The organism is Streptomyces sp. NPDC057682, assembly GCF_042799575.1.
GTDB lineage: Bacteria > Actinomycetota > Actinomycetes > Streptomycetales > Streptomycetaceae > Streptomyces.
This window is the reverse complement of record NZ_JBHVIN010000003.1, coordinates 363247-381751: the sequence shown is the minus strand read 5'-3', so window position 1 is coordinate 381751 and position 18505 is coordinate 363247. Positions and strand designations below refer to the sequence as shown.

At 72.1% G+C, this 18505-nt stretch carries 12 protein-coding genes; 6 read left to right on the top strand and 6 right to left on the bottom strand.

Features of this window, described 5'->3' with window-relative positions; genetic code table 11:
- Nucleotides 1-19 precede the first annotated feature (19 nt).
- Both ACFVDM_RS06900 and ACFVDM_RS06895 read right to left on the bottom strand, forming a co-directional pair.
- Nucleotides 20-2194: a hypothetical protein gene (locus ACFVDM_RS06900; RefSeq protein ID WP_383634194.1), complete on the bottom strand. Its 2175-nt coding sequence runs from the start codon at nucleotides 2192-2194 to the stop codon at nucleotides 20-22.
- A gap of 66 nt (nucleotides 2195-2260) precedes the next feature.
- Nucleotides 2261-4333 carry a SpoIIE family protein phosphatase gene (locus ACFVDM_RS06895; protein WP_383634192.1) on the bottom strand — a complete coding sequence of 691 codons (2073 nt, stop codon included), beginning with the start codon at nucleotides 4331-4333 and terminating at the stop codon, nucleotides 2261-2263.
- 191 nt (nucleotides 4334-4524) lie between these two features.
- Between ACFVDM_RS06895 and ACFVDM_RS06890 the strand changes: the two genes are divergently transcribed.
- Nucleotides 4525-6414, top strand: coding sequence for a rhamnogalacturonan lyase (locus ACFVDM_RS06890; RefSeq protein WP_383634190.1), 1890 nt, complete (start codon nucleotides 4525-4527; stop codon nucleotides 6412-6414).
- A gap of 70 nt (nucleotides 6415-6484) precedes the next feature.
- On the opposite strand, the gene ACFVDM_RS06885 is transcribed toward ACFVDM_RS06890, so the two are convergent.
- Nucleotides 6485-6925, bottom strand: coding sequence for an arsenate reductase ArsC (locus ACFVDM_RS06885; protein WP_383634188.1), 441 nt, complete (start codon nucleotides 6923-6925; stop codon nucleotides 6485-6487).
- Nucleotides 6926-7019: 94 nt separating this feature from the next.
- Between ACFVDM_RS06885 and ACFVDM_RS06880 the strand changes: the two genes are divergently transcribed.
- Both ACFVDM_RS06880 and arsB read left to right on the top strand, forming a co-directional pair.
- Complete coding sequence (locus tag ACFVDM_RS06880; RefSeq protein ID WP_383634186.1) at nucleotides 7020-7328, top strand: ArsR/SmtB family transcription factor; 309 nt, start codon at nucleotides 7020-7022, stop codon at nucleotides 7326-7328.
- Nucleotides 7325-8437 carry an ACR3 family arsenite efflux transporter gene (arsB, locus tag ACFVDM_RS06875; RefSeq protein ID WP_383634184.1) on the top strand — a complete coding sequence of 371 codons (1113 nt, stop codon included), beginning with the start codon at nucleotides 7325-7327 and terminating at the stop codon, nucleotides 8435-8437. Before ACFVDM_RS06880 ends, arsB begins: the two co-directional genes overlap by 4 nt.
- Nucleotides 8438-8531: 94 nt before the next feature.
- Here arsB and ACFVDM_RS06870 read toward each other — a convergent pair whose 3' ends face one another.
- Nucleotides 8532-8894: an ArsR/SmtB family transcription factor gene (locus tag ACFVDM_RS06870; RefSeq protein WP_383634182.1), complete on the bottom strand. Its 363-nt coding sequence runs from the start codon at nucleotides 8892-8894 to the stop codon at nucleotides 8532-8534.
- A gap of 140 nt (nucleotides 8895-9034) precedes the next feature.
- Between ACFVDM_RS06870 and ACFVDM_RS06865 the strand changes: the two genes are divergently transcribed.
- Nucleotides 9035-10486 carry an NAD(P)-binding domain-containing protein gene (locus ACFVDM_RS06865; protein ID WP_383634180.1) on the top strand — a complete coding sequence of 484 codons (1452 nt, stop codon included), beginning with the start codon at nucleotides 9035-9037 and terminating at the stop codon, nucleotides 10484-10486.
- Nucleotides 10487-10612: 126 nt separating this feature from the next.
- Here ACFVDM_RS06865 and pgm read toward each other — a convergent pair whose 3' ends face one another.
- Both pgm and ACFVDM_RS06855 read right to left on the bottom strand, forming a co-directional pair.
- Complete coding sequence (gene pgm, locus ACFVDM_RS06860) at nucleotides 10613-12253, bottom strand: phosphoglucomutase (alpha-D-glucose-1,6-bisphosphate-dependent) (protein ID WP_383634178.1); 1641 nt, start codon at nucleotides 12251-12253, stop codon at nucleotides 10613-10615.
- Nucleotides 12254-12300: 47 nt separating this feature from the next.
- On the bottom strand, nucleotides 12301-13038 hold the full coding sequence (locus tag ACFVDM_RS06855) for a 4'-phosphopantetheinyl transferase family protein (RefSeq protein ID WP_383634176.1): 738 nt from the start codon (nucleotides 13036-13038) through the stop codon (nucleotides 12301-12303).
- Nucleotides 13039-13217: 179 nt separating this feature from the next.
- Between ACFVDM_RS06855 and ACFVDM_RS06850 the strand changes: the two genes are divergently transcribed.
- On the top strand, nucleotides 13218-13697 hold the full coding sequence (locus ACFVDM_RS06850) for a GNAT family N-acetyltransferase (protein ID WP_383634174.1): 480 nt from the start codon (nucleotides 13218-13220) through the stop codon (nucleotides 13695-13697).
- A 400-nt stretch (nucleotides 13698-14097) separates the two neighbouring features.
- Complete coding sequence (locus ACFVDM_RS06845) at nucleotides 14098-18387, top strand: discoidin domain-containing protein (protein ID WP_383634172.1); 4290 nt, start codon at nucleotides 14098-14100, stop codon at nucleotides 18385-18387.
- Nucleotides 18388-18505: the final 118 nt, after the last annotated feature.

Genomic DNA, 18505 nt, shown 5'->3' with positions numbered 1-18505 from the left:
GGCCCGTGCGCGACCCGCCTCACCGCCCGGCCGCCCGCTCCTCGTTGAGGGCCGCCACCGCCCCGCGCACATCACCGATCGTCGTGTAGTCGACGGCCACGAAGTTCACCGGCCGGCCCCGCTCCCGCTCGCAGCGGCGGGCCCGGTCGAGCACCCAGTCGCGGGCGTTGACCTTGCCCGCGTCCAGCCGGCTGCCGCCCGCCACCGTGATGAAGTGGTTCAGCAGGAACAGCCGTTTGCCGGTGCCGCCCCGGTGCGGCACACAGCTCATCGCGTCCGGCGAGCGGAACGCGAACGGCGTCTCCATCCCGTACCGGTAGAAGTTCCGGTACCAGGGCGCGGGCCCGTCCGCCTCCTCGGCGAAGACCACCAGCCGCCGCCCGCTGTCCACCATCGCGCCCAGGGTCGGCCACGGCGCGTCCGGATCGGGGTCCGGGGTGTGCAGCAGCTCGTCGAGGCCCGCCTCCCGGAACGCCCGCGCGGTGTCCTCGCCGCTGATCGCGTCCTGCACGATCAGCGTGACGACCTCGTCCGGGTGCTCCCGCATCCACGTGCCCAGCGCCTTCAGCGCCGGCACCAGCTCGATCGCGCCCGCCCGGCACACCGCGTGGCAGAGCCACAGCCCCGGACGCGGCGGATTGACCCGGTCGATCGCCGAGCCGACGAGCCGCCGCTGTTCGGGGGTCAGATCGGAGTCCGCCAGCCGTCCGGTGATCTCCTCCGACGTCTCCCAGCGGTAGGTGTCGATCTGGAGCGCCCGCGCCCCCGCGTCGAGCTGTGCGGTGATCCCGGGGTCCTGGAGCGGTCCGATGAACCGGTCGTACGTGGTCGCGTTGGCATTGTGCGACGTCACGTACGCCACCTCGTCGTACCGCAGCGCGCAGAGCCGGACGCCGCCCTCGCAGGCGCGCGGCGGGGCCGCGTTCACGCCCGGCGGCACCAGGAGCACCCCGGCGATCGCGGCGCACCCCACCCCGGCCGCCAGCCCCCGGACCCGGGGCGCCGTGAACACCGCCCGGGGCCGCGTCCGCAGCAGCCGTCCGCCCACCATCAGGAGCGCCCCGCACACGAACGGCACCAGGGCCGTCGTCAGCGCCGTCACCACGATCCGGGTGAAGGCGGCCCCCTGCACGTCGTCCACCAGCGCGGACACGCTCGACGGCCAGGAGTCCGGCGGATCCACCACCCGCCCGCCGGTCACCACCCAGGCGATCAGCACCGCGAGCGCCGTCAGGAGCGCACCCGAGACCAGCGCCCCGCCCAGGAACGCGGACCGCCGCGCCGTCCCCCCGGCGCAGGCGAACCACAGCACCACCAGGGACGCCGCGCCGAGCACGGTCGCGATCGCCTCCGCGAGGCCGAGGCCCCCGTGCGTGACGGCCCGCGCCCGGTGGACGGCGTCCAGCCCGTTGCCCGACGCCGCCAGCGCCTGTGTCACGTCCCAGGTGCCGTCGCCGGCCATGTCCCGCAGACCGGCCGCCGAGGCCCGGGTCCGCTCCGACACGGCGGCCGGGGCGACGGCGGCCAGCGCCGTGGCGACATCGCCCTCCTCCAGCGCGACCAGGACCTCGGGCCGCAGCGCCGCCCGCTCCGCCTCCGGCACCGCTCTCAGCAGGGCGTCCGTCGCCGCGCCGGCCTGCGCCGCGGAGAGCGGCAGCTCCGGCAGTCCGGCCGGGCCGCGGCCGGCCACCAGATCCGCCAGCGCCGCGTTCAGATCGGCCGAGAACGCCGCGAAGTCCGGCTCGTCCCGGTCCTGGAGCGAGGCCACCAGATCGCCGAAGTAGATCTGCGTCAGCTCACCCAGACCGGCCGCGACCGGCCGCAGATCGACCGTCAGGCGCAGCGTGCCGACATCACCGCGCAGATAGCCGACCACGCTGTCGATCTGCTGGTGCGCCAGGTACCGGACGGTCTCGGGCGGCAGCACCACCTTGATGTTCGAGGTGACCACCGCCTCCGGGACCGGCAGCCGGGCCAGCAGGTCCCGGGTGACGCCGGACGCCTCGGGGTCCACCAGCACCTCGTCGTACAGCCGGGTGTAGACGTGCGAGCCGTCCAGGACCGAGCGGTGGAAGGCGGGGGAGAGCACCGTGGAACGGGCCGTCGCGGTCAGCGCCATGACCAGGGTGCACAGGGCGGCCAGGACGAACGCCGCGTCCCGCAGGAGACGCGGCTCCCCGCGCGGATTCTCCATGGCCATCCCCTCATGCTCCGTCCGCGCGGTGCGTGTCGCGAGCGGGACGCACCGCCGCTCCGCTCCTCAGGAATGCGCGTCGTGGCCGATCTCCTGCTCGGTCCAGAGCGCCTTCCCGCCGGAGCTGTACCGAGTGCCCCAGTGCGCGGCGAGCTGGGAGACGATGAACAGCCCGCGCCCGCCCTCGTCCACGGTGCGGGCGTGGCGCAGATGCGGAGCCACCGGACTGGTGTCGTGGACCTCGCAGGTCAGGGTGCGGTCCAGCAGGAGCCGCAGGGTCAGCGGCGGGGTGCCGTAGCGCACCGCGTTGGTGACGAGCTCGCTCACGATCAGCTCGGTCGCCTCGACCGTCTCCTCCTCCAGGCCCCAGCCCTCCAGCCGGTCGCGGACCAGGGTGCGGGCCACGGCTGGGGTGGTCCGGTCGTGCGGCAGCTCCCACGTCGCCACGCGGTCTGGCGGGACGACGCCCGTCCGGGCGAGGAGCAGCGCTGCCCCGTCCGGGTGCGTCCCGGGCGGCAGGTTGTACACGATCGCGTCGCACAGCGCCTGCAAGGGCCGGTCCGGATACGCGAGGGCGTCCTGCACCTTCGTCACCGCGTCGGCGTCGGTCAGCAGCGAACCGGTCAGGAAGGCGAGCACACTGCCCTCGTCCAGCTCGACCGTGGCGGTGGCGAACGGGGCGCTGTCCTCGGAGAACAGCGGGGGGCCCTCGGGGACGTCGAGCGGGACCGGGCGGCCGTCGGGGTCGACGACCACCGGCGCCGGATGCCCCGCCCGCGCCACCGTGCAGCTCCGGCTCAGCGGGTCGTAGACGGCGAACATGCAGGTCGCCGTCAGCGGCTGGCGGTGCAGCGCGTCGCCCGGCGGCAGCGCACGCCGCTCCTCGGCGAGCCGGTCGGCCGTGTCGTTGAGCCGGGCCAGGACCTCGTCCGGCTCCAGGTCCAGGCCGGCCAGGGCGTGCACGGCCGTGCGCAGCTGCCCCATCGCGATGGCGGTCTGCAGACCGTGCCCGGCCACATTGCCGATGACCAGCGCCGTACGGGCCCCGGAGAGCCCGATGGTGTCGAACCAGCAGCCGCTGTTGCGCCCCGGCAGCAGCACCTGGGCGGTTTCCACGGCGACCCGGGCCCCGTCGGACTGCGGCAGCAGCCGGCGCTGGACGGTCGAGGCGATCACATGGTCGTGGGCGTAGCGGCGGGAGGTCTCGATGCTCAGCGCCACGTGCGCGGCCGCGGTCTGGGCCAGGGTGAGATCCCGTTCGTCGAAGGGTTCGGAGCCGGTGCACCGGTAGAGGCTGACCAGTCCGAGGAACGCGCCGTGCAGTTTCAGGGGCGCCACGATCAGGGAGTGCGCACCGGTCGCCTCGACCATGTGTGTCGTCACCGGGTCCGAGTCCAGCCAGGGGGCGTCCCGGCCGAGCGCCAGCAGCCGGGGCCGCAGATCGGCGGCGGCGAGCGCCGAGGGAGTGCCCTCCGGCAGCCGCCGCAGCTCACCGACCGGCGTGTCCCCGTCGACCCCCAGCTGCGCCGCCCTGCGCAGCGGGACCTCGCCGCCCACCGGGCTGAGCGGCGCGTGCGAACCCCGCAGTACGTCGTCGACCACCTCGATCACCGCGAAGTCCGCGAACTTCGGCACCAGGGCGCGGACGAAGCCCTGGCTGATCGCCTCCATGTCGAGCGAGTGGCCCACGTTCCGGCGGACCGAGGCCAGCGCGTCCACCCGGGCCCGCGACTTCTCCCGCTCGTGGACGTCGACGACGGCCGCGAGCAGCCCCAGCGGACGGCCCGAGGCGTCGTCCAGGCGGTGCACGGTGACCATCACGTTGTGGCTGGGGCCGGTGCTTCCGGCGACCCGTCCCCGCAGGACCGTGTCGAGTACTGGTGTCCCGCTCTCCAGGACCCCGCGCAGCAGCCGCTCGGACTCCTCGGGGTCGTCCAGCACATAGGCGTCCGTGAAGCGCAGGCCCACGATCTCCTCGGGGGAGACCTCGTCGGTGAGGGTGTTGACCCGCTCCACCCGCAGGTCCGTGTCCAGGACGTGGAGGCCCACCGCGGACTGGCTGAACAGGGTGTCCAGGAGCGCGGCCGCCATGCGGTCGGCCGGCGGAGTCCCGTGGTCGCGTGGACCGGTGTCCGGCACGTCGTACCCCCATCACCCTCTGCCGCCGGTCGGTCGGCGGCACTGGCCCACAAGCCTGTTCCCGGCAAGCCGGGGCCGCCACCGCGCTGCGGCGAACGGGTGAATTCCGCGTGACACACGGCGGCAACCTTTCCGTGACCGGCGGGCACTGAGGGGTACCCCACCCGTCCCCACTCCGGAAGGCACGCACCGTGGCTCCTGAGCAACCCCGTTCCCCCCGCAGACACCGCTCCACCCGGACCCGCACCCTGCTCGGCGCGCTCACCGCGGGGGTGCTGGCCGCCACCGCCCTCGTCGTCACCGGCCAGACCTCGCAGGCGGCGACCGCGCGGCAGGCCGAGAAACTGGACCGCGGCCTGGTCAGCGTCCACACCGACACCGGCAACCTGATCAGCTGGCGCTGGCTCGCCACCGACGCCGACGACGTCTCCTTCAACGTCTACCGGGCGGGTACCAAGGTCAACGCCTCCCCGGTCACCGGCTCGACGAACTACTTCCACGCGGGCGCCCCGAACTCCGCCGACTACACCGTGCGTGCCGTCGTCGGCGGAGTGGAGCAGGGCGACTCCGTCCACGCGATCCAGTTCCGCGCCGGATACAAGGACGTGCCGATCAGCCCGCCCGCCGGCGGCACCACCCCCGACGGCGTCGCGTACACCTACGAGGCCAACGACGTCTCGGTCGGCGACCTCGACGGCGACGGGGCGCTCGACTTCGTCCTGAAGTGGCAGCCCACCAACGCCAAGGACAACTCCCAGTCCGGCTACACCGGCAACACGGTCGTGGACGGGATCCGTCTGGACGGCACCCGGCTCTGGCGCGTGGACCTGGGCCGCAACATCCGCTCCGGCGCCCACTACACCCAGTTCCAGGTGTACGACTACGACGGCGACGGCCGGGCCGAGGTCGCGATGAAGACCTCGGACGGGACCGTCGACGGACGGGGCACCGTGATCGGCAGCTCGTCGGCCGACCACCGCAACTCGGCCGGCTACGTGCTGTCGGGTCCGGAGTACCTGACGATGTTCGACGGCAGGACCGGTGCGGCCATGGGCACGGTCGACTACGTTCCGGCCCGCGGCACGGTCTCCTCCTGGGGCGACAGCTACGGCAACCGGGTCGACCGCTTCCTGGCCGGAACCGCCTATCTGGACGGCTCCCGCCCCTCGCTGATCATGGCCCGGGGCTACTACACCCGCACGGTCGTCGCGGCCTGGGACTGGCGCGGCGGGGCCTTCACCCGGCGCTGGACCTTCGACACCAACAGCTCGACCAACAAGGGCCGGGGCTACGACGGCCAGGGCAACCACCAGCTGTCGGTCGCCGACGTGGACGCGGACGGCAAGGACGAGATCGTCTACGGGGCCATGGCCGTCGACGACAACGGCAACGCGCTGTGGACCACGGGGAACGGCCACGGCGACGCCCAGCACGTCGGCGATCTGGACCCGTCACGGGCGGGTCTGGAGGAGTTCAAGGTCGACGAGGACGGATCCAAGCCGTCCTCCTGGATGGCCGACGCGCGCACCGGACAGATCCTCTGGTCGACACCGGCCGGCGGCGACAACGGACGCGGTGTCAGCGGCGACATCTGGGCCGGCAGCGCGGGCGCCGAGTCGTGGTCGTCGGCCGCCGACGGCGTACGCGACCCCCGGGGCACCGTCGTCGCGAGCCGCAAGCCCTCCAGCACCAACTTCCTGTGCTGGTGGGACGGCGACCTCACCCGCGAACTGCTGGACGGCACCCACATCGACAAGTACGGCACCGGCGGTGACACCCGGCTGCTGACCGGCGCGTCGGTCCACTCGAACAACGGGACCAAGGCCACGCCCGCGATCTCCGGCGACCTGTTCGGGGACTGGCGCGAGGAGGTCGTCTGGCCCACGACGAACAACACCGCGTTGCGGATCTACTCCACGCCGTACGAGACCGACACGAAGATCACCACCCTGCTCCACGACACCACCTACCGCACCGCCCTGGCCTGGCAGAACACCGCCTACAACCAGCCACCGCACCCGGGCTTCTTCCTCGGCACCGGCATGGCGAAGGCCCCGAGGCCCGCGGTGACCACCCCGTAGCCGCGTACCCGCGGCACGGGATCCCCGGCAGGAAGGCGGTCGGAGTCGGTTGCTCCGGCCGCACCGCCGGTCAGGAACCGCCCGAGGTGACGCCCGGTCCCGGTGGGGCGATCTCGGCGAGGAGTGCCTCGACCAGGGTCCTGATCTCGTCGCGGATCGGACGGACGGCCTCGACGCCCCGGCCGGCCGGGTCGTCGAGCTTCCAGTCGAGGTAGCGCCTGCCCGGGAAGACGGGGCAGGTGTCGCCGCAGCCCATCGTGATGCAGACGTCCGACGCGCGGACGGCGTCGGCGGTGAGGACCTTCGGGACTTCGGCGGAGATGTCGATGCCGACTTCGGCCATGGCGGCGACGGCGGCCGGGTTGACGGCGTTGCCGGGGCTGGACCCGGCCGAGCGGACCTCGACGCGGTCTCCGGCCAGGTGGGTGAGCCAGGCGGCGGCCATCTGGGACCGCCCCGCGTTGTGGACGCACACGAACAGGACGGACGGCTTGTGCCGGGCCTCGGCCATGGTGATCGCTCTCTCTCGTCGCGGGATGGCACACGGTCACCAGCACATCAGTTGTCGCTGGTATCAGTGGGAGGTGATGTGACAGTATCAGTGCATGATGACTTCAGTCGATCCTGATGTGATCCGGGTGCTGGGCGATCCCCTCCGCCTGAGGATCGTGACCCTGCTGGCGCGGGAGACCTTGTGCACGACGCATCTGGTCGAGGAGACCGGTGCCAAGCAGACCAATCTGTCCAACCACATGAGGGTGCTGCGCGAGGCGGGCGTGGTGGAGACGGAGCCGTGCGGCCGCTTCACGTACTACCGGCTGCGCCCGGAGGTTCTGGCCGGTCTGTCCGAGCAGTTCGCGGCGCTGGCGGAGTCCGCCCGTACCGCGGCCGGGAAGAAGAGGGCCTGTCCGTGACCTCCGTCGAACCCGCCACGGCCGGGGCGGCCGGAGACGACTCGATCGTCCGGAAGCTCTCGACCCTCGACCGGTATCTGGCGGTGTGGATCCTGCTGGCCATGGCCGTCGGCCTGGGGCTGGGCCGTCTGATTCCCGGGATGGACGACGCGCTGGCGAAGATCGAGGTCGGCGGCGTCTCGCTGCCGATCGCGCTCGGCCTGCTCGTCATGATGTACCCGGTGCTGGCCAAGGTCCGCTACGACCGGCTCGACACCGTCACCGGTGACCGCAGACTGATGGTGTCCTCGCTGGTCGTCAACTGGATCGTCGGCCCGGCGGTCATGTTCGCGCTGGCGTGGATCTTCCTGCCCGACCTGCCCGAGTACCGCACCGGCCTGATCGTCGTCGGCCTGGCCCGCTGCATCGCCATGGTCATCATCTGGAACGACCTGGCGTGCGGCGACCGCGAGGCGGCCGCCGTGCTGGTGGCCCTGAACAGCGTGTTCCAGGTGATCGCGTTCGGTCTGCTCGGCTGGTTCTACCTCGATCTGCTGCCGAGGTGGCTGGGCCTCGGGGACGGCCAGGGCCTGGACGTCTCCGTGTGGCACATCGCCGTCAACGTGATCGTGTTCCTCGGTGTCCCGCTGCTGGCCGGGTTCCTCACCCGCCGTATCGGGGAGCGGCGGATGGGCCGGGAGAAGTACGAGACCGCGTTCCTGCCGAGGATCGGGCCCTGGGCCCTGTACGGGCTGCTGTTCACGATCGTCGTCCTGTTCGCCCTGCAGGGCAGGACGATCACCTCGCAGCCGCTGGACGTGGTCCGGATCGCGCTGCCGCTGCTCGTCTACTTCGCCGTCATGTTCTTCGGCACGTTCCTGCTCGGCAAGTCCCTGGGGCTGGCGTACGACCGCACGGCGACCCTGGCGTTCACGGCTGCGGGCAACAACTTCGAGCTGGCCATCGCCGTCGCCATCGCGACGTTCGGCGTCACCTCCGGTCAGGCCCTGTCCGGGGTCGTCGGCCCGCTCATCGAAGTGCCGGTCCTGATCGGGCTCGTGTACGTCGCGCTGGCCTGGCGCAGGGCGTTCGCACCCGAGGCGCTCACCACCCCGGGAAGGGGCGACTGATCCACTGCCCCGGCCGCGGCACCACGCGAACCGGCAGCCCCGCCGCCGGGGTCTGCCGGTTTCGCGTTGACGGGGTCCGCGCGGCCTCGCGGCATCAGGCCGCGGACGCCTTCGTCAGCAGCGCGCCCATCGCGGCCAGCACGGCCGGCTCGACCCGGTAGTACACCCAGGTGCCGCGCCGCTCGGAGGAGAGCAGCCCGGCCTCCTTCAGCTTCTTCAGGTGATGGGAGACGGTCGGCTGGGACACACCGACGTCGGAGATGTCGCACACGCACGCCTCGCCGCCCTCGTGCGACGCGACCGCCGAGAACAACCGCAGGCGGACCGGGTCGCCGAGCGCCTTGAACATCTTCGCCGTGCGCTCGGCCTCCTGTGCGGTCAGTGGCCGCTCGTTCAGCGGCGGGCAGCACGGCTCGACCTCGGGCTGAAGCAGGGGAAGCGCCTTCACGTTCGACATATGTCTATGTTGACACATATCGAACCAAGAGGGCTGCGAGCCCCATGGTTCGACGAATGTCTATGTTGACGCCTGTCGATATCGGGTGCATGCTGAACGCGCAAGAGATCGACGGACGTCGAAATACAAGGGGACTCGTCATGAACGCCACCGCCACCGAACAGCTGCCCGTCGTGGTCGTCGGAGCCGGACCGGCCGGCCTGGCCGCCGCCGCCCACCTGGTCGACCGGGGTCTTCGGCCGCTGGTTCTGGAAGCCGGTGCGCAGGCGGGCACGGCGGTCCGCGCGTGGGCGCACGTGCGGCTGTTCTCCACCTGGGGCGAGGTCACCGACCCGGCCGCCGAGAAGCTCCTGGCCCCGACCGGCTGGGTGAAGCCCGACCCCGCCACGTATCCCACCGGCGGCGACTGGGCCGAGCGCTACCTCCAGCCGCTGGCCGACGTCCTGGGAGACGCGGTCCGCCTCGGTGCGACCGTCACCGGAATCTCCCGCGCGGGCCGGGACCGGATCGTCGACGCCGACCGGGCCGCCCAGCCCTTCGTCGTTCATGTCACCCACGCCGACGGCCACGAGGAGCGGCTGTTCGCCCGCGCGGTCGTCGACGCCTCCGGCACCTGGACCACCCCGGGCCCCGCCGGCGCCTCCGGCCTGCCGGCCCTCGGCGAGAAGGCCGCCGCCGACCGGATCTCCTACCGCGTCCCCGACCTCCAGGACCCCGCCGTCCGCGCCCGCTACGCGGGCAGGCGCACCGCCGTCGTCGGCACCGGTGCCTCCGCGTTCACCGCGCTCGCCTCCCTCGCCGACCTGGCCAGGACCGACGGCGCCACCGGCACGCACGCGGTATGGGTCCTGCGCCGGGGCATCTCCGGCTCCACCTTCGGCGGCGGCACCGCCGACCAGCTCCCCGCCCGCGGAGCCCTGGGCCTGGCGGCGAAGGCCGCCGTCGACGAGGGCCACGCGGACGCCGTCACCGGATTCCGCACCGAGGCGATCGAGCGCGCCGGGGACCGACTCGTGCTCGTCGCCGAGGACGGCCGCCGCCTCGACCCCGTGGACGAGGTGATCGTGCTGACCGGCCTGCGCCCCGACCTGTCCTTCCTCGGCGAACTCCGCCTCGGCCTCGACGAACGACTCCAGGCACCGGTCGCACTCGCACCGCTGATCGACCCCAACCAGCACTCCTGCGGCACCGTCTACCCCCACGGCCACCGCGAGCTCTCCCACCCCGAGCCCGGCGTCTACCTCGTCGGCATGAAGTCCTACGGCCGCGCCCCCACCTTCCTCGCCATGACCGGCTACGAACAGGTCCGCTCCGTCGCCGCCGCCCTCGCCGGCGACACCGAGGCGGCCGACCGCGTCGAACTCACCCTCCCCGAAACCGGCGTCTGCGGCGGCGCCGGACTCTTCGACGCCCCGGCCACCGACCAGGCCGACGGCACGGGATGCTGCGCGGCCCCGGCCACCGACCAGGCCGAGAGCGCCGGATGCTGCGCCGCCCCGGCACCCGCCCCCGTCCGGATCCCGGTCGCGGTCCCCGCACCGCTCACGGCCCCTGGCGGCGCGGCACCGTCCGAGGGCTGCTGCGGATCCTGAATCCCGGCGCCCCGGCCCCGCCGGGGCACCGCCACCCCGTCGAAGCCGGTGGCCGCGGGCAGGGCCGTCCGGTCCGCGGGAAACGGGGGAGGGGCGGCGGGGCCGGTGCCCGGCCGCCCCCGTGCGTCAGGCGCCGAGGGCCGCCGAGACCACGGCCCTGGCCTCCTCCTGGACAAGGGCCAGGTGGTCGGCGCCCTTGAAGGACTCCGCGTAGATCTTGTACACGTCCTCGGTGCCCGAGGGACGCGCCGCGAACCAGGCGTTCTCGGTGGTCACCTTGATCCCGCCGATCGCCGCCCCGTTGCCCGGTGCCGAGGTGAGGACGCCGGTGACCGGCTCGCCCGCCAGGGTGTCGGCGGTGACCTGCTCGGGCGAGAGCCGGGCCAGGACCGCCTTCTGCTCACGGTCCGCCGGGGCGTCGATCCGCGCGTACGCCGGTGCGCCGAAGCGACCGGTCAGCGCGGCGTAGTGCGCGGACGGGGACTCGCCCGTCACCGCGAGGATCTCTGAGGCGAGCAGGGCCAGCAGGATGCCGTCCTTGTCGGTCGTCCACACCGAACCGTCCCGGCGCAGGAACGAGGCCCCGGCCGACTCCTCGCCGCCGAACCCGAGCGAGCCGTCGACCAGTCCGTCGACGAACCACTTGAACCCGACGGGCACCTCCACCAGCCGCCGCCCCAGATCGGCGGCCACCCGGTCGATCATGCCGGAGGACACCAGCGTCTTGCCGACCCCGGCCCCCGACGGCCAGCGGTCGCGGTGCGCGAAGAGGTACTGGATGGCCACGGCCAGATAGTGGTTGGGGTTCATCAGCCCGCCGTCCGGCGTCACGATGCCGTGCCGGTCCGCGTCGGCGTCGTTGCCCGTGGCGATCGCGAACCGGTCGCGCCCCTCGATCAGCGAGGCCATCGCGTACGGCGACGAGCAGTCCATCCGGATCTTCCCGTCCCAGTCCAGCGTCATGAACCGCCAGGTGGGATCGGTGAGCGGATTGACGACGGTCAGATCGAGCCCGTGCTGCTCGGCGATCCGGCCCCAGTACGCGACCGAGGCACCGCCCAGCGGATCGGCGCCGATCCGCACCCCGGCCGCGCGCACCGCGTCCAGGTCCAGCACGGACGGAAGGTCCGTCACATAACTGCCGAGGAAGTCGTACCGGCCGGTCGTGGCAGCGGCGAGCGCCCGGGTGTACGTCGTCCGCCGGACGTCCTTCATCCCGCCCGTGATGATCTCGTTCGCCCGGTCCTGGATCCACCCCGTGGCGTCGGAGCCGGCCGGCCCGCCGCTCGGCGGGTTGTACTTGAATCCGCCGTCGCCCGGCGGGTTGTGGGACGGGGTGACGACGACGCCGTCGGACAGGCCCGTGGAGCGGCCCCGGTTGTACGTGAGGATCGCGTGCGAGACCGCGGGCGTCGGGGTGTAGCCGTCGGCCGAGTCGATCAGCACGCCCACGCCGTTGGCGGCGAACACTTCGAGGGCGGTGACCCGCGCGGGCTCCGACAGGGCATGGGTATCGGCACCCAGGAACAGCGGCCCGTCCGTGCCCTGTCGCTCCCGGTACTCGCAGATCGCCTGGCTCGTGGCCGCGATGTGGTCCTCGTTGAACGCGGTGGCCGTCGAGGACCCGCGGTGCCCCGAGGTGCCGAACGCCACCCGCTGCCCGGGGTCCGCCGGATCCGGATGGAGCGCGTAGTACGCCGTCACCAGCCGTGCCACATCGGTCAGGTCCTCCGGACGCGCCTGCTGTCCGGCTCGTGCGTGCGGCATCTGCCACTCCTCCGTATCGGTCGGTCGGTGCGGTCGGGCCCGCCCCGTCATCTTCGCCGGTCGGCGGGGCCGGCGGGCGCCCGCCCCGCCGCGCGGACCGCCACCGCCGCCGCGTAACCGTCCGGTACGCGGACGTCGGTGACCACCCATCCGGCCGGGCCGGCGGCGGGCTCCGGGCCGGTGCCCACGTAGCCGGCGGCCAGCCCCTCGGCCAGGCCGATGCCCTCGCCCTTGAGGTAGGCCTCCTTGCGCGTCCAGACCCGGCCGAACGCCACCGGCCGCTCCGGCCCGGACAGCTCCGCCAGTTCCCGGACCTCCGCCGGGTGCAGCTGGCCGGAGATCTCGGCGATCACCGAGGGCCGCTGGAGGAGTTCGACGTCCGCCCCCACCGGCACCCCGGCGAAGGCGAGCAGGACCAGCCCCCGGGTGTGCGAGAGCGAGAAGTGGACGCCGCCGCCGGTCGCCGGGCGGCCGTGCGGCCCGCCGCAGGACGGACACGGCTCACGGGTGAGGGGCACGTCCCGGGGGGCGACGCCGAGCCGGGCGCCGAGCAGCAGCCGCAGCGCCGTGTGCGCGGTGAGGTAGCAGGCACGGTCGGCAGGGGCCACCAGCTGCGCGGCCCTGGCGCGTTCGGCGGCGTCGAGGATCCCGGGGGCGAGGCGGGCCGCCGCGCCGCCCTGGGCGGCCACGTCGACCAGCCACAGCGAGGGGGCGCCGTCGCCCGGACGCGGAACCGGTGCCCGGTGGCCGTCCTCGGGAAACGTGAAAGTCTCGGGCTGGTACACCGGTACGTCGATTCCTTCGCGGGGCGGCTGACTCGGGCGGCCCGGGGCGGGCCGGGTCATATCCTATGGAGGTCCGCGGGGTGTCCGGCGTACGGTCGGCCCCGAACGGCCGAGTCGCCCCGGACGTACGGGAGTTCCGGAGGCGTGGTGGCCACCGCCCCCTTCGGACAGGAGAACCGATGCCCTCGCACGTCCCCGCACGGCTGCGGAAGGGACGGACGCACGACGCGGACGCCCTCACCCGTGTCTTCCTCGACGCCCGCGCCACCGCGCTGCCGTATCTGCCGCGCGTGCACAGCGACGCGGACACCCGGGCGTGGATGGAGCACGTCGTCCTGCCCGGTACCGAGGTGTGGGTGGCCGAACTCCCCGGGACCGGGGGAGCATGGGAACCGGCCGGCTTCGTCTCGCTCGACGGCCAGGAGCTCGAACACCTCTACCTCCGGCCCGATGTGCGCCGGCGGGGCATCGGGACCCTGCTGCTGGAGAAGGCCAGGGAGCTGAGCCCCGGAGGGCTCGCCCTCCACACCTTCCAGCGCAACACGGCGGCGCGCTCCTTCTACGAGCGGCACGGATTCACCGCCGTCGCCTTCGACGACGGCGGGCGCAACGAGGAGAACGAACCGGACGTCCGCTACCGCTGGAGCCCCTCCGGCTGAACCGGAGGACGTACCGGAACGGAGAAAGGGGCGGGGTCCGCGGACGCGGACCCCGCCCCTTCGTATGCCCGGATACGGCGTCGCCGGGCCGCGCCTCCGAGCTGGGAGCTTTCAGCGCCTTTCATCATGACGCAAATTTCTTGCATTCACGGACCGGGGATCGGCCCTGGTCAGCGTGGTGTCAAATGCCCTGAATGTGCCGGAGGTTGAGGCGGAACGCCGCCATCGCCCGTGCTTTCTTCTTCTGTCGGAACAGTGGACTCCCCTTCAATTCTCTGCAACTCTCTGACCGCAAAACGCAAAAGTCCATCCTGCTGGTTGCAGGAATCCATGCCAGCAGGGACGCAGACAGAGCCGCGCCTCGGCCGTCCCCTGCGCCGAGGCCGAAGATCGGGGACATATGAGAACGCAACGCCGGCGATGGCGGGTCCTCTCCGCCGTCGTCACCACGAGCCTGCTGATGGTCGGCTGGCCGGCGCTCCAGGCGTCGGCGGCGGGCGGGCCCGACATCGCCGCCGGGCACCGGACGGCCGCGAGCGGCGCCCTGAGCGGCAGAGGCGCCGCGAACATCGCCGACGGCGACCCCTCCACGTACTGGGAGGGCTCCGGCAACGACCTCCCCCAGTGGGTCCAGAGCGATCTGGGCAAGGTCACCCGCATCGACCGGGTCACGCTGAAGCTCCCGGCCGGCTGGAAGAGCCGACGCCAGACGCTCTCGCTCCAGGGCAGCGCCGACGGCACCGGTTTCACCACCCTGAAGACCTCGGCCGCGTACACCTTCGCGCCGGGCAGCTCCAACACGGTGACCATCGACATCCCGGCCACCCGGACCCGTTACGTCCGGGCGGACATCACCGCGAACACGGTCGCGAAGAACGGCCAGCTCGCCGAGATGGAGGTCCGCGCGGCCGCCGAGTCCTCGGTGAACCTCGCGGCCGGCCGGACCCTCACCGCCAGCAGCCACACCCAGGACTACGTCGAGTCCCACGCCAACGACGGCAACACGGCGACCTACTGGGAGAGCCGCAACAACGAGCTGCCGCAGTGGATCCAGGCCGACCTCGGCTCCTCGGTCCGCGTCGACCGGGTCGTCATGCGGCTGCCCGACGGCTGGGAGACCCGCAGCCAGACCCTGAAGATCCAGGGCAGCGCCAACGGCACGGACTTCAACGACCTCACCCAGGCCAAGGCCTACACCTTCAGCCCCACCGCGGGCGAGACGGCCACGGTCTCCTTCGACGCCACCACCACCCGCTATGTGCGCGTGCTCGTCAGCGCCAACACCGTCCAGCCGGGCGCCCAGTTCTCCGAGCTGGAGATCTACGGCCCCGACGGCGGCGACACCCAGGCACCGACCGCGCCGGCGCAGCTCGCGTACACCGAACCGGCCACCGGGCAGATCAAGCTGACCTGGAAGGCCTCGACGGACGACACCGCCGTCACCGGCTACGACGTCTACGCCGACAACCAGCTGCTCACCGGCGTGGCCGGTGACGTCACCACGTACACCGACACCCGGCCCACCGGCGCGACCGTGTCGTACTACGTCCGGGCCAGGGACGCGGCCGGCAACGTCTCCGCGAACAGCAACACCGTCACCCGCACCGGGGACACCGGGGACACCCAGGCACCCACCGCGCCGGCCGGCCTGGGCTTCACCGAGCCCACCTCCGGCCAGATCAAGCTGGTCTGGCAGGCGTCCACCGACAACAAGGGCGTCACCGGCTACGACGTCTACGCCAACAACGTGCTGCGCAAGAGCGTGGCGGGCGACGTCACCACGTACACCGACACCCAGTCCGCGGGCACGACCGTGTCGTACTACGTCCGGGCCAGGGACGCGGCGGGCAACGTCTCGGGGAACAGCAACACCGTCACCCGCAACGGGAGCACCGGAGCGGCCTCCAACCTGGCGGTCGGCAAGCCCATCACCGCGTCCTCCGTGGTGCACACCTTCGTCGCGGAGAACGCCAACGACAACCAGGTGACCACCTACTGGGAGGGGGCCGGCGGCAGCTACCCCAACACCCTCACGGTGAAGCTGGGAGCCAACGCCGACACCGAGAACGTCGTCGTCAAGCTCAATCCGGACAGCAGCTGGGGGGCCAGGACCCAGATCATCCAGGTCCTCGGCCGCGAGCAGAGCGCCACGTCGTTCACCGGCCTGGTCGCCGCGAAGGAGTACGCGTTCAGCCCGGCCACCGGCAACACGGTGACCATTCCGGTCTCCGCCCGCGTCGCCGACGTCCAGCTGAAGTTCACCGCCAACACCGGCTCCGGGGCCGGCCAGGTCGCCGAGTTCCAGGTCCTGGGAGCCCCGGCACCCAACCCGAACCTCCAGGTCACCTCGCTGACCGCGGCCCCCGCCGCACCGGTCGAGTCCGACCCGGTGACCCTGACCGCGACGGTGCGCAACAGCGGCGCGGTCGCCGCCCCGGCGAGCAAGGTCGAGTTCCGGCTCGGCGGTTCCAAGGTCGCCACGGCCTCCGTCGGCGCACTGACGGCCGGGGCCTCGGCCCAGGTGAGCGCGGACATCGGCGCGCGCGACGCGGGCACCTACGCGCTGAGCGCGGTGGCCGACGCGGCCGGTGAGGTCATCGAGCAGAACGAGACCGACAACACCTACACCAGCGCCACCGGCCTGGTCGTCAAGCCGGTCGCCAGCTCGGACCTGGTGTCCACGGGCGTCAGCACCTCCCCGTCGGCGCCCTCGGCGGGGAACGACGTCAGCTTCTCCGTCGCGCTGAAGAACCAGGGCACGGTGGCCTCCGCCGCCGGCGCCCACGCCGTCACGGTGACCCTGCTCGACGCCAAGGGCGCCACCGTGAAGACCCTGACCGGCAGCTACAGCGGCGCCGTCGCCGCGGGTGCCACCACCGCCCCGGTGAACCTGGGCAGCTGGACGGCGGCCAACGGCTCGTACACCGTGCGCACGGTCGTCGCGGACGACGCCAACGAACTCCCGGTCAAGCGCGAGAACAACACCACCACCAGCTCGCTCTTCGTCGGCCGCGGCGCGAACATGCCGTACGACATGTACGAGGCCGAGGACGGCGTCACCGGCGGCGGGGCCCAGGTCGTCGGCCCCAACCGGACCGTGGGCGACGTGGCGGGCGAGGCGTCCGGCCGCAAGGCCGTCACGCTGAACAACACCGGCAACTACGTCGAGTTCACCACCCGGGCCAGCACCAACACCCTGGTGACCCGTTTCTCGATCCCGGACGCGCCCGGCGGCGGAGGCATCGACTCGACGCTGAACGTCTACGTCGACGGCACCTTCCTCAAGGCGATCGACCTCACCTCGAAGTACGCCTGGCTGTACGGCGCCGAGACCGGTCCGGGCAACTCCCCGAGTGCGGGATCGCCGCGGCACATCTACGACGAGGCCAACGTGATGCTGGGCCGGACCGTCCCGGCCGGCAGCAGGATCCGCCTCCAGAAGGACAGCGCCAACACCAGCACCTACGCGATCGACTTCGTCAGCCTGGAGCAGGCGGCCCAGATCGCGAACCCCGACCCGGCGGCGTACGCGGTTCCGGCCGGCTTCACCCACCAGGACGTCCAGAACGCCCTGGACAAGGTGCGCATGGACACCACGGGCACGCTCGTGGGCGTCTACCTCCCGGCCGGCGACTACCAGACCGCGAGCAAGTTCCAGGTCTACGGGAAGGCCGTCCGGGTCGTCGGAGCGGGCCCCTGGTACACCAGGTTCCACGCCCCCTCCGGACAGGAGAACACCGACATCGGCTTCCGCGCCGAGGCGAGTGCCAAGGGATCGACGTTCGCGAACTTCGCGTACTTCGGGAACTACACCTCCCGCATCGACGGCCCCGGCAAGGTGTTCGACTTCTCCAACGTCTCGGACATGGTCATCGACAACGTCTGGAACGAGCACACGGTGTGCCTGTACTGGGGCGCGAACACCGACGGCATCACCATCAAGAACTCCCGCATCCGCGACACCTTCGCCGACGGCATCAACATGACCAACGGCTCGACGGACAACCACGTCGTCAACAACGAGGCGCGGGCCACCGGCGACGACAGCTTCGCGCTGTTCTCGGCGATCGACTCCGGCGGCGCGGACATGAAGAACAACGTCTACGAGAACCTCACGGCGATCCTGACCTGGCGCGCCGCGGGCGTGGCCGTCTACGGCGGCTACAACAACACCTTCCGCAACATCCACATCGCCGACACCCTCGTCTACTCGGGCATCACGGTCAGCTCGCTGGACTTCGGCTACCCGATGAACGGCTTCGGGACCGATCCCACGACGGTCGAGAACGTCTCCGTGGTCCGTGCGGGCGGTCACTTCTGGGGGTCGCAGACCTTCCCCGGGATCTGGCTGTTCTCGGCCTCCAAGGTCTTCCAGGGCATCCGGATCAACCACGTGGACATCGTCGACCCGACGTACAGCGGGATCATGTTCCAGACGAACTACGTGGGGGGCCGGCCGCAGTTCCCGATCAAGGACACGATCCTGACCGACATCTCGATCACCGGCGCCCGCAAGAGCGGTGACGCCTACGACGCCAAGTCGGGCTTCGGCCTGTGGGCCAACGAGATGCCGGAGGCGGGCCAGGGGCCGGCCGTCGGCGAGGTCACGTTCAACGGGCTCAGGCTCAGCGGAAACGCGCTGGACGTGAAGAACACCACCTCCACCATGAAGATCGACATCAACCCGTAGCAGGGCCTGTTCCCAGGGGCGCCGTCCGGTTCGCCGGGCGGCGCCCCGCGCTGCGCCCGCACCGGACGACGCATGCCGCGTGCGAACGACTGTCAAACTTTTACGAAAACTGCGCGAG

What these genes read in the sequence shown, in the direction of transcription:
- ACFVDM_RS06900 (WP_383634194.1), bottom strand. Translation starts at nt 2,194, where the DNA reads ATGGAGAATCCGCGCGGGGAGCCGCGTCTCCTGCGGGACGCGGCGTTC.
- ACFVDM_RS06885 (WP_383634188.1), bottom strand. Translation starts at nt 6,925, where the DNA reads ATGGCCGAGGCCCGGCACAAGCCGTCCGTCCTGTTCGTGTGCGTCCAC.
- ACFVDM_RS06880 (WP_383634186.1), top strand. Translation starts at nt 7,020, where the DNA reads ATGATGACTTCAGTCGATCCTGATGTGATCCGGGTGCTGGGCGATCCC.
- ACFVDM_RS06870 (WP_383634182.1), bottom strand. Translation starts at nt 8,894, where the DNA reads ATGTCGAACGTGAAGGCGCTTCCCCTGCTTCAGCCCGAGGTCGAGCCG.
- ACFVDM_RS06865 (WP_383634180.1), top strand. Translation starts at nt 9,035, where the DNA reads ATGAACGCCACCGCCACCGAACAGCTGCCCGTCGTGGTCGTCGGAGCC.
- pgm (WP_383634178.1), bottom strand. Translation starts at nt 12,253, where the DNA reads ATGCCGCACGCACGAGCCGGACAGCAGGCGCGTCCGGAGGACCTGACC.
- ACFVDM_RS06850 (WP_383634174.1), top strand. Translation starts at nt 13,218, where the DNA reads ATGCCCTCGCACGTCCCCGCACGGCTGCGGAAGGGACGGACGCACGAC.
- ACFVDM_RS06845 (WP_383634172.1), top strand. Translation starts at nt 14,098, where the DNA reads ATGAGAACGCAACGCCGGCGATGGCGGGTCCTCTCCGCCGTCGTCACC.